13 protein-coding genes and 1 riboswitch are annotated in these 13,769 nt (G+C 65.5%); of the genes, 7 read left to right on the forward strand and 6 right to left on the reverse strand.

Annotation, left to right across the window (positions count from 1 at the left end; all coding sequences use genetic code 11):
- Position 1 precedes the first annotated feature (1 nt).
- The 3 genes from AB0N05_RS19335 to AB0N05_RS19345 all read right to left on the reverse strand — a co-directional run bounded on the left by AB0N05_RS19335 (position 2) and on the right by AB0N05_RS19345 (position 1,643).
- A complete protein-coding gene (locus AB0N05_RS19335) occupies positions 2-397 on the reverse strand; it encodes a S4 domain-containing protein (protein ID WP_364695575.1) in 396 nt (131 codons plus the stop codon).
- Between the two features lie 2 nt (positions 398-399).
- Complete coding sequence (locus tag AB0N05_RS19340; RefSeq protein WP_364696511.1) at positions 400-981, reverse strand: NlpC/P60 family protein; 582 nt, start codon at positions 979-981, stop codon at positions 400-402.
- A 79-nt stretch (positions 982-1,060) separates the two neighbouring features.
- Positions 1,061-1,222: riboswitch (cyclic di-AMP (ydaO/yuaA leader) on the reverse strand.
- A 181-nt stretch (positions 1,223-1,403) separates the two neighbouring features.
- A complete protein-coding gene (locus AB0N05_RS19345; RefSeq protein ID WP_364695578.1) occupies positions 1,404-1,643 on the reverse strand; it encodes a hypothetical protein in 240 nt (79 codons plus the stop codon).
- 179 nt (positions 1,644-1,822) lie between these two features.
- Between AB0N05_RS19345 and AB0N05_RS19350 the strand changes: the two genes are divergently transcribed.
- The 4 genes from AB0N05_RS19350 to AB0N05_RS19365 all read left to right on the forward strand — a co-directional run bounded on the left by AB0N05_RS19350 (position 1,823) and on the right by AB0N05_RS19365 (position 6,841).
- Complete coding sequence (locus tag AB0N05_RS19350) at positions 1,823-3,007, forward strand: AAA family ATPase (RefSeq protein ID WP_364695581.1); 1,185 nt, start codon at positions 1,823-1,825, stop codon at positions 3,005-3,007.
- A 127-nt stretch (positions 3,008-3,134) separates the two neighbouring features.
- Positions 3,135-5,087: an acyl-CoA dehydrogenase family protein gene (locus AB0N05_RS19355; protein WP_364695584.1), complete on the forward strand. Its 1,953-nt coding sequence runs from the start codon at positions 3,135-3,137 to the stop codon at positions 5,085-5,087.
- Positions 5,088-5,430: 343 nt separating this feature from the next.
- Positions 5,431-6,426, forward strand: coding sequence for an alpha/beta hydrolase (locus AB0N05_RS19360; protein WP_364695587.1), 996 nt, complete (start codon positions 5,431-5,433; stop codon positions 6,424-6,426).
- A gap of 124 nt (positions 6,427-6,550) precedes the next feature.
- The gene (locus AB0N05_RS19365; RefSeq protein ID WP_364695590.1) at positions 6,551-6,841 is read left to right on the forward strand and encodes a hypothetical protein; all 291 of its coding nucleotides are present in this window, start codon (positions 6,551-6,553) and stop codon (positions 6,839-6,841) included.
- 91 nt (positions 6,842-6,932) lie between these two features.
- On the opposite strand, the gene AB0N05_RS19370 is transcribed toward AB0N05_RS19365, so the two are convergent.
- On the reverse strand, positions 6,933-8,237 hold the full coding sequence (locus AB0N05_RS19370; RefSeq protein ID WP_364695593.1) for an acetyl-CoA acetyltransferase: 1,305 nt from the start codon (positions 8,235-8,237) through the stop codon (positions 6,933-6,935).
- Positions 8,238-8,607: 370 nt separating this feature from the next.
- Here AB0N05_RS19370 and AB0N05_RS19375 point away from each other — a divergent pair, with 370 nt between their 5' ends.
- The 3 genes from AB0N05_RS19375 to AB0N05_RS19385 are packed head-to-tail and all read left to right on the forward strand — an operon-like array spanning position 8,608 to position 12,192.
- The gene (locus AB0N05_RS19375; RefSeq protein ID WP_364695596.1) at positions 8,608-9,438 is read left to right on the forward strand and encodes a hypothetical protein; all 831 of its coding nucleotides are present in this window, start codon (positions 8,608-8,610) and stop codon (positions 9,436-9,438) included.
- Between the two features lie 55 nt (positions 9,439-9,493).
- Positions 9,494-11,443 carry a fumarate reductase/succinate dehydrogenase flavoprotein subunit gene (locus AB0N05_RS19380; RefSeq protein WP_364695599.1) on the forward strand — a complete coding sequence of 650 codons (1,950 nt, stop codon included), beginning with the start codon at positions 9,494-9,496 and terminating at the stop codon, positions 11,441-11,443.
- A gap of 2 nt (positions 11,444-11,445) precedes the next feature.
- Entirely contained in the window at positions 11,446-12,192 is a 747-nt protein-coding gene (locus tag AB0N05_RS19385) for a succinate dehydrogenase/fumarate reductase iron-sulfur subunit (protein WP_364695602.1), read from the forward strand.
- A gap of 383 nt (positions 12,193-12,575) precedes the next feature.
- Here AB0N05_RS19385 and AB0N05_RS19390 read toward each other — a convergent pair whose 3' ends face one another.
- The gene (locus AB0N05_RS19390) at positions 12,576-12,776 is read right to left on the reverse strand and encodes a DUF397 domain-containing protein (RefSeq protein ID WP_364695606.1); all 201 of its coding nucleotides are present in this window, start codon (positions 12,774-12,776) and stop codon (positions 12,576-12,578) included.
- Positions 12,773-13,660: a helix-turn-helix transcriptional regulator gene (locus AB0N05_RS19395; protein WP_364695609.1), complete on the reverse strand. Its 888-nt coding sequence runs from the start codon at positions 13,658-13,660 to the stop codon at positions 12,773-12,775. Before AB0N05_RS19395 ends, AB0N05_RS19390 begins: the two co-directional genes overlap by 4 nt.
- Positions 13,661-13,769: the final 109 nt, after the last annotated feature.

Below are 13,769 nucleotides of genomic sequence, written 5' to 3' on the forward strand. Positions count from 1 at the left end.
GTCAGTCGGTGCGGCCGAGCAGGCGATCGGTTTCGCGGCGTTCGCGCTTGGTGGGCCGACCGGAGCCGCGATCTCGGCGGGGCAGGGTGGCGACCAGCTGCGGGTCGGGTGGCGGCGGGCTCTTGTCGAGCATGTACTGGGCGACGACGGCCGCGCCTATGCGCTTGGTGAGCAGCCGCTCCACAATGACGATGCGTTCCAATCCATTGACCCGGACGCGGATCTCGTCACCGTGCTTCAGATTGTGGGCGGGCTTCACCACGACGCCATTGACTCGGACATGTCCGGCCCGGCAGGCCGCGGCGGCCGCGGATCTGGTCTTGAAAAGCCTGACGGCCCATGTCCAAGAATCAACTCGGGCCTGGGCCGTTTCAGCGCTCGCTGGAGCAGGGGGCACGCCTACACAATACGGCGGGCGGTGACGACCTGGTCGGCGCGGAGGTTGGTGTACGAGACGGGGGTGCCGGTCTGCACCGCATTGAGGAGCTTGCCGTCGCCGGCGTACATGCCGACGTGGCCGCCGCCATTGGTGATGACGATGTCACCGGGCTGCAGGTCCTGGAAGGCGACCGGGGCGCCGACGTTCGACTGTTCGAAGCTGGTGCGGGGCAGGTCGATTCCGGCCTGCTTGTAGGCCCACTGGACGAGGCCGGAGCAGTCGAAGCTGTACGGGCCGGACGCGCCCCACGAGTACTGCGCGCCGACCTTGGTCTGCGCGGCCTCGAGTGCGACGGTGGCCGCCGTGTTCTGCTTCTGGCCGAAGATGCCGGGGAGGGAGAAGCCGCTCGTGTCCGGTGCCACGCCGAGCTGTGCGCCGCCCTGCGGGTTCTCGAATTGCTTGACCGCCTGGTTGAACTGCTGCACCTGCGGGGCGAAATCGTCCGGCACATCGAAGTTACCGATGCCGGGGATATCAAGGGTGGCTGCCTGAGCCGTGATGGCCGGGAATGCACCGGTCGTCGTCGCTGCCATGGCGCCCATGACGATGGCGCCCTTCACCGAGTTCGGCAGCCGAGATTCCCGCTGCAAGCTGTGCTTACCCACTGAGCCGCATCTCCGATCTTCCTAGCTTTGACCACCGACCGGGTTAGCTGACGGGTTCGGGCCAGGAAGTAGGCCCTACCTTCTCGGCTTGTGGCCGAAGAGGATTCACCCCAGACGAACTTGGGTCCCCGATTCGAAGATGACTTCGAGCTCATCTTCGATTAGGCGGTAACGTCGCGGGCCGCCTCTCCGATGAAGCGACAGACTCCGCTAAGTCACGAGAAGATTACGGCTAGGCGGCTGTGTTGTCCACCCCACACGGCCGGAGTGTCGTGTCGCGGAATAAAACCCCCGGCCGAGGGTCGAATCCCGGTCCAGCCCGGTAGATCACGACTCGGTATACCTGATCGAAATGCCCGTTATAAACGGCGCTCGAGATCCTCGATCCGGCGGCGCGCATCGGCGAGCTCGACCTCCAGCTGCCCGAGCGCCATGACCAATGGCCCGACCGCCAGGTCCGCCACCAATTGCGGATCGTCATAGCCACGTTCGATCGCCACCAGGATGTTGTCGCGAATCCGGGTCGCGACGGTCGCCCCCGAGGGCACGTTCCACGACTCGACCACCGCGGCCACGGTGGGTGCGGCTTCCTCCGACATGAACCCTCCTGCGCTGGATCGACCGGAACCAGACATAAGGGTAGAGACCCGAAGCGACACAAGGGGTGCGATGAGTCGTATGCCCGTCGATAGCTGTGTCTAGGGTCGTTGGTAGACGACCGGATAATCCCGGATTTTCGCCCTACGGCCGCCCATTCTTCGCGATACCGTGTTCCGGCATGGACCCCGTGCGCAATCCATACGCCCCCGGAGCCGGCCAGCGACCGCCCGAACTCGCGGGCCGTGACCGGCAGCTCGACGCCTTCGACGTGGTGCTGGAACGCGTCGCGCGCGGGCGGCCCGAACGCAGTGTCATGCTCACCGGACTGCGCGGCGTCGGAAAGACCGTGCTGCTCAATCAGCTTCGCTCGGCCGCGCGCACGCGCGGCTGGGGCACCGGCAAGCTGGAGGCGCGACCGGATCAGGAACTGCGGCGGCCACTGGCATCGGCGCTGCATATGGCGGTGCGTTCCCTCGCGGTGGCACACCGGAATCCGGAACAGGTCGATGATTTCCTGGGGATTCTCAAGGCTTTCGCGCTGCGCGCCACCGCCGACAAGGGCATGCGGGAACGCTGGAACCCGGGCATCGACGTGCCCGCGGTGACGGGTCGCGCGGACTCCGGGGATATCGAGATCGATCTGGTCGAGCTGCTGATGGAGGCGTCGCAGCTGGTCCGCGACGCGGGCGTCGGCATCGCCCTATTCATCGACGAACTGCAGGATCTCGGCCCCGCCGACATCTCCGCCATCTGCGGGGCCTGCCACGAACTCAGCCAGGACGCCGCCCCTTTGATCGTGGTGGGCGCGGGCCTGCCGCATCTGCCCGCGGTGCTGTCCGCGTCCAAGAGCTATTCGGAACGCCTGTTCTCCTATCACCGGATCGACCGCCTCGACCGCGACTCGGCCGATCGCGCGCTCATCGCACCGGCCGACCGGGAGGACGTGAAGTACAGCGAGGACGCCCTGGCCGCGCTGTACCAGAAGGCCGACGGCTACCCGTATTTCGTGCAGGCCTACGGCAAGGCGACCTGGGACGCGGCGGCGCAGAGCCCGATCAGCGCCGAGGATGTGGCGGTCGCCGCGCCCACCGCCGAGGAGGAGCTGGCGGTCGGCTTCTTCGGCTCGCGCTATGAACGGGCCACTCCGGCCGAACGGGAGTACATGCGCGCCATGGCCGATTTGTCCGGAGACGACGGTCCGGTCTCCACGGCCTCGGTGGCGAATCAGCTGGGACGCAAACCGGCTTCGCTGTCCCCGGCACGGGATGGGCTCATCAAGAAGGGCCTGATCTATTCGGCCGAGCGCGGCACGATCGGTTTCACCGTCCCGCATTTCGGGCGCTATCTGCGCGGGGTGCAATAACCAGAAATTCGCTACTCGATCAAGATCGTTGCGGGACCGGTGTTTTCGATCTTTGCTGACCACTACCGGTGAGTAACAAAGACTTCTACACTCGGATGTGATTCTCATCACCTTCGAGGAGGACAAAATGGCGACTGCCGCCAAAGTCGACGCCACCGAAGAGCAGGCCAGAGCGTTAGTCGAGGAATCTCGCGAAACCACCTGGGCCAAGCCATCCTTCGCGAAGGAGATGTTCCTCGGCCGCTTCCGGCTGGACCTCATCCATCCGTTCCCGCGCCCCAGCGCGGAGGACGCCGCGAAGACCGAGGCGTACCTGAAGCGGCTGCGCGCCTTCTGCGAAACCATCGACGGCGCGCGCATCGAGGCCGACGGCCGCATCCCCGACGAATACGTGAAGGGGCTCGCCGAACTCGGCTGCTTCGGCCTGAAGATCCCGGAGGAGTACGGCGGCATGGGCCTGTCCCAGGTCGGCTACAACCGCGCGCTCATGCTGGTCGGCTCCGCGCACGCCAGCCTCGGCGTGCTGCTCTCCGCGCACCAGTCCATCGGCGTGCCCGAACCGCTCAAGCTGGCCGGAACCCCGGAACAGAAGCGAGAGTTCCTGCCGCGCTGCGCCAAAGGCGCGGTGAGCGCCTTCCTGCTCACCGAACCCGATGTCGGCTCGGACCCCGCGCGCATGGCCTCCACCGCCACCCCGACCGAGGACGGCGAGGCCTACGAGATCAGCGGCGTGAAGCTGTGGACTACCAATGGTGTTGTCGCCGAACTACTCGTGGTGATGGCCCGGGTGCCCAAGAGCGAGGGACATCGCGGCGGCATCTCCGCATTCATCGTGGAGGCCGACAGCCCGGGAATCACCGTGGAGCGCCGCAATGCGTTCATGGGCCTGCGCGGCATCGAGAACGGCGTCACCCGCATGGACAAGGTGCTGGTGCCCAAGCGAAATCTGGTCGGCCGCGAGGGCGATGGCCTGAAGATCGCATTGACCACCCTCAATGCGGGCCGTCTCGCGATCCCGGCCATGTGCACCGCGGCGGCCAAATGGTCGCTCAAGATCGCCCGGGAATGGTCGGCCACCCGCGTGCAGTGGGGCCGTCCGGTCGGCGAGCACGGCGCGGTCGGACAGAAGATCTCCTTCATCGCCGCAACCACTTTCGCGCTGGAGTCGGTCCTGGACCTGTCCGCCACCATGTGCGACGAGAACCGCAATGACATTCGCATCGAGGCCGCGCTGGCCAAGCTATGGGCGTCGGAGATGGCGTGCACCATCTCCGATGAACTGGTGCAGATCCGCGGCGGCCGTGGCTATGAGACCGCCGCCTCGCTCCAGGCCCGCGGCGAACGCGCCGTGGGGGCGGAACAACTCGTGCGAGACCTCCGGATCAATCGCATCTTCGAGGGCTCCAGCGAGATCATGCGGCTGCTCATCGCCCGCGAGATGGCGGATGCCCATATGTCCGCCGCGGGTGCGCTGGTCGACCGCAATGCCGAACTCAAGGACAAGGCCAAGGCGGCCGTCGGCGCGAGCGGCTTCTACGCCAAGTGGTTCCCGCAGCTCACCGTGGGCGCGGGCACCGCACCCGTGACCTATGGCGAATTCGGTCCGCTCGCAAGGCATATGCGCTTCGTGGAGCGCATGTCCCGCAAGCAGGCGCGCGCGCTCATGTACGGCATGGCCCGCTGGCAGGCGAAACTCGAATACAAGCAGGGCTTCCTGGGCCGCATCGTGGATATCGGCGCGGAACTGTTCGCCATGGCGGCGGCCTGCGTGCGCGCGCAGTCGATGCGCGTCTCGGGTGATCCCGACGGCATTGCCGCCGAGGAACTGGCCGAGGTCTTCTGCCGTCAGGCCCGGCTGCGCATCGAGCACCTCTTCAATTCGCTCTGGGCCAATACCGACGACGCCGACACCGACCTGACCCGGGGCACGCTCGATGGCCGCTACCGCTTCCTGGAAGGGGGCGCGCTCGACCCGAGTGAGGGCACCGGCCCGTGGATCGCCGAATGGCAGTTCGGTCCCTCGGATCAGGAGAACCTGATCCGGCCGTTCCTCCCGTCCACCAAATCTTCAGCTATCTAGCTGACTAGCTAGATAGGCGAAGATTCGACTCGACACCACCGAAGAACCACCGAAGAACCCCTCGAAAGCAATGCCCGCCCGGCCTCCGTAGGGCGGGCATTGCCCTTTCTATGGCTATCTATTGATAGCTCTAGATTCACTTAGAGAACCCCGTCCGCCCATCCGAACACCAATCTCTGAGGTGGTCTAGCAGCGTGGCGAGAGTCCCGTAGATTCACCTGTCCGCTTGCATGGATCCGCGGCGTCAGTTGCACAACTTGTGCATAACGCCTGGTGTAAGTGGTTAACGCGGGGGCTATTTCTATCGACAACCGGGCAAGGCGCTAGTGCTTCAGGAGCCGTCATGTCCACGCTCAACCGCTCGGCCGCCGAGTACGACGGCCACCACTTCACCGTCGCGGCGGATGACGGCGTGCCGATCGCGGTGCACGAGTACGGCATTCGCGGCACCGGAGTGACCCTCATCTTCGTGCACGGCCACTGCCTGCACACCGAATCCTGGGCGCTGCTGCGCACCGAGCTACACGGGCACTGGCCCGCGGACACGCACATGGTGTTCTATGACCATCGCGGGCATGGGGGTTCGGGCGCGGCCGATCCGGCCACTTATACCATCGATCAGCTGGCACTGGATCTGGACACCGTGCTGCGGACGGTGGCCCCGAGCGGACCCATTGTGCTGGTGGGCCATTCGATGGGCGCGATGACGATCCTCGCCTACGCGCGCCTGTTCCCGGAGTCGATCGGGACGCGCATCATCGGGGTCGGGCTGCTCGCGGGCGCGGCCAGCAGCGTCACCCGGGTCGGGCTGGGGCGCTTGCTGAATGGCCCGGCCGTGACCTCGCTGCAGGTGGCAATGCGGCGTGCGCCACGGGCCATGCAGGCCTCGAAGCATTTGAGCCGCCGCATCTTCGAGCCGATGATGCGCGAGGCCGCGCTCGGCACCCGCCGGGTGAACCCGCGGGTGGCGGCCATTGCCACCGCCATGCTGAACGAGACCCCGCTGCTGACCATGTCGGCCTTCCTGGACTCGCTCATCCACTTCGACGAGATGGCCTCCCTGCACCGGTTGGGCGCGATTCCCGCTCTGGTGCTGGCGGGTTCGGCCGACATCGTGATCCCGTTCGCGCATTCGGTGGTGCTGGCCTCGCAGCTCGACGATGTGGAACTGGTGCGCCTGGACGGCGCCGGGCACAGCGTCATCATGGAGCGCGCCGAGGAGGTGGCTTCGGCCATTGCGGCCCTGCTGGATCGGGCGGTGCGGGCCATGCGCTGCCGGGATCCGGAACTGGGCGGAACGGACCCGGATTGCGGTCCGGAATTCGCCATCGCGGGCTGACCGACGAGCCGTGACAGGCCCGTGACCTGCGGCTGCTTAACTTGGACGAGCAGAATCAGGGATGTTCACGTACTGTGTTGTAGATCATAATGTGTGGTCTGTCACACGGCTCGAGGAGGTTTCGATGACACGCAGCGAGATTGCTGAACTCAGCTACGCGGTCGGCCAGCTCCGGCAGTGCGTCACCGCTCTGCGTTCCCACTATGGCGAGGCCGGTCCGGTCCGTCGTCTGGAGAACGACTTGGAACGACTCGTCATCGACGCCGAGGAATTCGAGCAGGCGCCGCCGCCGCATGTCCCCCGCAGTGGGGAACAGGACGTCATCTACGTCCCCGATAGCAAGTCCGACGAAGCGGCCTGGATGGGCGCGCAGGACGAGGGCCTCGGTTTCCACTCCAGGCCCCGCACCAAGTAGGTCCGAGCCATCGCCTCGAGTAGTCCCGGCACTGCCGCCTGGGTTACTCGAGGCGATGGTTACTTCGGGCGATGGTTACTTCGGGCGATGGTTACCTGGGACGGTGCCGTCCGGAACGTCCTTTTCGGACGCCATGGAAACGCGCTCCACGCGGGGTGGGCGCGACCGGGACCGAATAGCCCGATTCGAAGACCGCGGCCAAGGCCTGCGACGGCCCGGTGGGCGTCGCGACCAAGCCGTGGCCGCCTTCGCGACGCGATAGCTCGTGCAGCAGGGTGGTGATCATGCGCAGGCCCGACGCGCCGCCCGGATCACCGAGGGCAATGGCCGCGCCGTGCACATTGAGGCGTTCGGCCGCATCGAATTTCCAGCCCTCGAGCTCCCACATTCTGGTCAGCGCCAGCACTTCGACGGCGCTGGTCTCCTCGATCTCGACCAGATCCAGGTCATGCAGATCGAAACCGCTGCGCGTCAGCGCCTTGTCCACGGCCAGCCCGGCGGCGGGCACCTCGGCCGCGAGTTCGCCGGTGGCGGCGGCCCAGTCGACCAGGTAGCCCATCGGTTCCAAGCCCAGATCGGCCAGGCGATCCTCGGCCACCACCAGGCAGCCGGAGGCGGCGAGGGTGCGGGCGCTGCTATTGCCGATGGTGATCACGCCGCCCGGATGTAGTGGTTCCAGGGCGGCGAAGGCGCGCGGGGAGACGTCGTCGCGCAGGCCCTCGTCGCGGTCGACGAGCTGCACCACATCGGAATTCATATCGTCGGGCGTCGCGCACACCACCACGGGAGCGGTCTCGGCTCCGAAGATGCCCTGCCGCCGTGCGCGGGCCGCGCGCCGATGGCTGGCGGCGGCGAATTCGTCCGCGTCGTGGCGGGAGATGCCGAAGCGGCGCGCGAGCAGTTCGGCCTGCTCGGATTCGCGTTGGCCACGGGCCGGTTCGGCCGCGGCCCACAGTGCGACCTGCTCGCCGGTATCGAGGCCGTTGCCCCCGCCGGGGTCATGGCGGGGCATCCGGTTCGCCGCGGTCGGTGCGCCACCGAATTCGCTTGCGCCCGTGTGATATTCGGCTCCCAGCGCGAGTACCACCTCGGCCGAGCCGGTCTGCACCATCATGGCCGCGGTGATCAGGGCGCGCAGCCCACTGCCGGGGCCCGATCCGATCGGGAATTCGACGGTCCCGGCGGACAATCCGGCGATCGGCATGGCGGCGCGGACGGCGTCGGCGCAGGGGACGGCGGTGACGATCTGCTCGATGCGGAACGGGTCCACGCCGGAGCGGCCGATGATGGCGGACATGGCCGTGGCGATCAGGCGCTGCGGTGCGACCGCCGCGAGGGCACCGCCCGGCAGGCCGACCGGCGTCCGCATCGGCATCACGATCGCGGCTCTCTTCATGACCGGCTCCCTCTTCTCCCCGTCCGGGGTCTAGCTCAGTGGACAGGGCATCACAGTGTTGTTGCTGCCGTGTGACGGCGATCGAAAGGAATGCTCGAGTAATCGCACAGCGTGAAATTTGAGAGATTCGTCCTGATAGACCCGGATATCCGAATTTCCCTGGGGTCGAGCCGGGTTCGTGAGTTAGCCATTTGTTCACCAAGCAAACGAACCACTGGCCCGAATGCCAAATGTGGCGCAAATCACGGGGTCACGAAATCGCAGTACCCGGCGCCGGTGATAGCTGCCCTGTCGTAAGGTGCTGACCATCACATTCGATGCCGGAGGTAACGATGACGTTCCACGGGATAGGGCAGCGAGGCATCCAGCAGTGAGCGCCGCACCGATCAAGGCTCCCGAATCTACAACCGGGGTATTCAGCAAGGGGCGGGCCGCGATCGCGGCGCGGACCTTGCGAACCGATCGCTGGTGGCTGCCGCCGCTGGTGACGGTGCTCGGTTTCGCCGCGTTCATCATCTACGCGACCGTCAGATCCTTTCAGCACGACTATTATTGGGTCGACCAATACCACTATCTGACGCCGTTCTACTCGCCATGCCTCAGCGATGGTTGTGTCGCGGGTTCCAGTCATTTCGGCACCCCGATTCCCGATCTGCCGCACTGGATTCCGCTCGGCTTCCTGGTGCTGCCGTTCCTGCTGCTGTTCCGGCTGACCTGCTACTACTACCGCAAGGCCTATTACCGCGCGGTGTGGTTCTCGCCGCCGGCCTGCGCGGTTGCCGAACCGCACGCGAAATACACCGGGGAGACCCGGCTTCCGCTGCTCATCCAGAACGCGCACCGGTATTTCTTCTACATCGCCGGCATCATCGCGGTGATCAATACCCTGGACGCGATCAAGTCCTTCCACTCCGCCGACGGCGGGTTCGGCCTGGGCCTGGGCTCGGTGATCATCACGGTGAACGCCCTGCTGCTGTGGGCGTACACCTTGTCCTGCCACTCCTGCCGCCACATCTCCGGCGGGCGGCTCAAGCACTTCTCGAAGCATCCGGTGCGGTACTGGTTCTGGACCAAGATCTCCGTCCTGAACACGCGCCACATGCTGCTGGCCTGGACCACGCTCGGCACGCTCATGCTGACCGACTTCTACGTGATGCTGGTCGCGAGCGAAACCATCTCCGATCCCCGGTTGATCGGCTGACCTATCCCGGTAGCCAATCGTCCAATCCCCAAGTCTGTCAGGAGTATTCGGCCCCATGCCTGAAGTCGAACGGCACAAGTACGACGTCGTCGTGATCGGAGCCGGTGGCGCCGGACTCCGTGCGGTCATCGAAGCGCGCGAGCACGGCCTGTCCGTGGCGGTGGTGTGCAAGTCGCTGTTCGGCAAGGCGCACACCGTCATGGCCGAGGGCGGCTGCGCGGCCGCCATGGGCAATGCCAATGAGAAGGACAATTGGCAAACCCATTTCAAGGACACCATGCGCGGTGGCAAGTTCCTCAACAACTGGCGGATGGCCGAACTGCACGCGCAGGAGGCCCCCGACCGGGTGTGGGAGCTGGAAACCTATGGGGCGCTGTTCGATCGGACCAAGGACGGCCGGATCAGCCAGCGCAACTTCGGCGGCCACACCTACCCGCGGCTCGCGCACGTCGGCGACCGGACCGGGCTCGAGCTCATCCGCACCATGCAGCAGAAGATCGTCTCGCTACAGCAGGAGGACTTCGCGCAGACCGGTGACTACGAGGCGCGCATCAAGATCTTCGCCGAATGCACCATCACCGAACTGCTCAAGGACGGCACGGGGGCGGGCGATCAACAGGCCCGCATCTCGGGCGCGTTCGGCTACTGGCGCGAATCCGGCAAGTTCATCCTCTTCGAGGCCCCGGCCGTGGTGCTGGCCACCGGCGGCATCGGCAAGTCCTACAAGGTGACCTCGAACTCCTGGGAGTACACCGGCGACGGTCACGCGCTGGCCATGCGCGCCGGAGCCACGCTCATCAATATGGAGTTCCTGCAATTCCATCCGACCGGCATGGTCTGGCCGCCCAGCGTGAAGGGCATCCTGGTCACCGAGGGCGTGCGCGGCGACGGCGGGATCCTCAAGAACTCCGACGGCAAGCGATTCATGTTCGACTACATCCCCCCGGTGTTCAAGGGCCAGTACGCCGAATCCGAGGAGGAGGCCGATCAGTGGTTGAAGGACAACGATTCCGCGCGGCGCACCCCTGACCTGCTGCCGCGTGATGAGGTGGCGCGGGCCATCAATGAGGAGGTGAAGGCGGGGCGCGGCACCGAGCACGGCGGCGTGTACCTCGACATCGCGTCCCGGCTGCCCGCCGCGGAGATCAAGAAGCGGCTGCCGTCCATGTACCACCAGTACCTGGAACTGGCCGATGTGGACATTACCGCCGAGGCCATGGAGGTCGGTCCGACCTGCCACTACGTCATGGGCGGCATCGAGGTGGACCCGGATAGCGGTGCGGCCACCATTCCCGGATTGTTCGCCGCCGGTGAGTGTTCCGGCGGTATGCACGGCTCCAATCGGCTGGGCGGCAACTCGCTCTCGGATCTGCTGGTGTTCGGGCGGCGGGCCGGACTGGGCGCGGCCACCTATGTGGAGCAGCTGGCCGCGCGGCCGAAGATCTCCGACACCGATATCGCCGAGGCCGCCAAAGCCGCTGTGGCCCCGTTCAATCCGCCCGCCGAAGGCGTCGGGGAGAACCCGTACACCCTGCACATGGATCTGCAGACCACCATGAACGATCTGGTCGGCATCATCCGCAAGGAAGGCGAGCTGAAGCAGGCCATCGAGAAGCTGTCGGAGTTGCGTGACCGCTACGACGCCGTCACCGTCGAGGGGCATCGCCAGTTCAATCCCGGCTGGCATCTCGCGCTGGATCTGAAGAACATGCTGCTGATCAGCGAATGTGTCGCGCAGGCAGCGCTTTTGCGCACCGAGAGCCGCGGCGGTCACACCCGCGACGACCATCCCGCCATGGATCCGGCCTGGCGGAACAAGCTGCTGGTGTGCCGGACCGATCCGGACGAGATCGGGTTCACGGTGCCGTCGGTGACGGTCACTCCCGAGGACCAGATTCCCATGCGCACCGATCTGCTCTCGCTGTTCGACCTTGGCGAGCTCGAAAAGTACTACAGCTCGGCCGATCTCGCGCCCGTGCGCGACAGTGCCGGAAAGGCGGAATAGCCATGGGTTACGACGCGAAGTTCAAGGTGTGGCGCGGCGATATCGAGGGCGGCGGCCTGCAGGACTTCACCGTTGCGGTGAACGAGGGCGAGGTGGTGCTCGACATCATCCACCGCTTGCAGGCCACCCAGGCCCCGGATCTAGCGGTGCGCTGGAATTGCAAGGCGGGCAAGTGCGGTTCCTGCTCGGCCGAGGTGAACGGGCGGCCGCGGCTGCTGTGCATGACCCGCATGTCGACCTTCACCGCGGACGAGGTGGTGACGGTGACACCCATGCGCACCTTCCCCATCATTCGCGACCTGGTCACCGATGTGTCGTTCAATTACAAGAAGGCCCGCGAGATTCCGTCGTTCACGCCGCCGGTGGATCTGAAGCCGGGCGACTACCGGATGGCGCAGCAGGATGTGGAGCGGTCGCAGGAATTCCGCAAGTGCATCGAATGCTTCCTGTGTCAGAACACCTGTCACGTGGTGCGTGATCACGATGAGAACAAGCAGTCGTTCTCCGGTCCGCGTTATTTGATGCGGATCGCGGAACTCGAAATGCATCCTCTCGATGTGGGGGATCGGCGCGAGCTCGCGCAGGAGGACGCGGGGCTGGGCTACTGCAATATCACCAAGTGCTGCACCGAGGTCTGCCCCGAGCACATCAAGATCACCGACAATGCGCTGATCCCGCTCAAGGAGCGGGTGGTCGACAACAAGTACGACCCGCTGGTGTGGTTGGGTAACAAGCTCTTCCGGCGCTGAGCTGCGGAGACAACCGGGCAGGGGAGCGAAGCAAGGGGCGCGGGGATCATCCCCCGCGCCCCTTCTTTCACAAGATGGCAACCACGCCTAGCGCTACAGCTCCGACCAAAACTCCGATGGCCAACGCCGAAATCAACTGTCCGGTGAGTACGAATATGCCCGTCGCCGATACCGCGAAGAGCATCCCTACGATCAGCCGTTCCACCCAGTCGTCGGGACCCAATTTCCGGTACCGGGGACGAGTTGAATTTCTCAGTCCTCGGTCCACGAATGGTTGGATACCCCACGTTTGGCCTGGACAAACATGTTTTCGTTGCCGAACGGCTGCCGTTTCGTGATCTGCGCCGCTCGTGCGGGTTTTTTAACCGGCTCAGCTTACCGGCTCAGCCGAACGAGCCATTCTCCAGACCGGCCGTGAACGACCGCCATTCCGCCGCGCCGAAAACCAGCGCGGGTCCATCCGGATTCTTGCTGTCCCGCACACCGACGCGACCACTCGGCAGGAAAGCGACCTCGACACACTCCTTGCCGGCGCCACTGCGGCTGCTCTTGAACCAGCGGGCCCCGGCGAGATCCATGCTCACGATGAATACTCCTTCGCAACCTGACGAAGCAGGTTTCTACTGTCCTGGACGTCCAGTGCGCAGCGTTGCAAGCCCTCTAGCGCACGGCGATAGCGCTGAACGTCGCCCTGTCTTTCGAGATACAGATCCCCGGTGAACCCCTCCACATAGACGACGGGAGGCTCCACCGGCTGCCCTCTGCTGTCGGTTCCGAACTCGAGAATCACGAACGGACCGGTCGAAAGTCCCAGGGGGACACCGGCGACGAAGGGCAGGATGCGCAATACGACATTGGGACGGGTGCTCGTCTCCGCCAAGTGCCGCACCTGCGCCGCCATCACCCTTGCACCTCCCACCATGCGGCGCAATACCGATTCGTGCAACACCATGGCGACCGTCGCGGGGCGGGCCCGGCGGGTCATCAGCGCTTGCCGCTGCAACCGCAGCTGAACGCGGCGATTCACCTCCACGGCAGTGTCATCCGGGTAGCCGAGGTGGTTCAGGGCTCTTGCATAGTCGGGCGTCTGGAGCAGTCCGGGCACCAATTCCGATTGGTAGCAGGACAACTGCTGCGCGGATGCCTCCAATCCGACATACACGTCGAACTTCTCGGGGATGAGATCGCCGTAGGAGTGCCACCAGCTCTTCACGGCCGCCTGTTGCGCCAAACCCTTGAGCCCGTCGGCGATCTCGCCGGGGATGCCGTAGATGCGGCACAGCTCCTGGATATCGATGGTGCGGATGCGATCGGCATTGCCCTTCTCCAGCCGCTGCAGTGTGCTGGCTCCCCATTCCATGAGTTTGGCGGCCTCCGCGATGGTCAATCCTGCCTGGGTGCGCCAGTCGCGCAGATATCGGCCCAGCTGACGGCGGGGCAGGGTTGATGACGCGGGTCCATCCGGCACGGCGCGCTCCGTCCTACGGCGGGGGAGTTCGAACCTCATCCAGTATGGAGAATCCTCCTCTCCCCGGTGGATTCGCTGCTGGGAATTCGCGCAATTTTGCGTTCTCATT

This window comes from Nocardia sp. NPDC051030 (assembly GCF_040683015.1).
In the GTDB taxonomy this organism is placed as follows: domain Bacteria; phylum Actinomycetota; class Actinomycetes; order Mycobacteriales; family Mycobacteriaceae; genus Nocardia.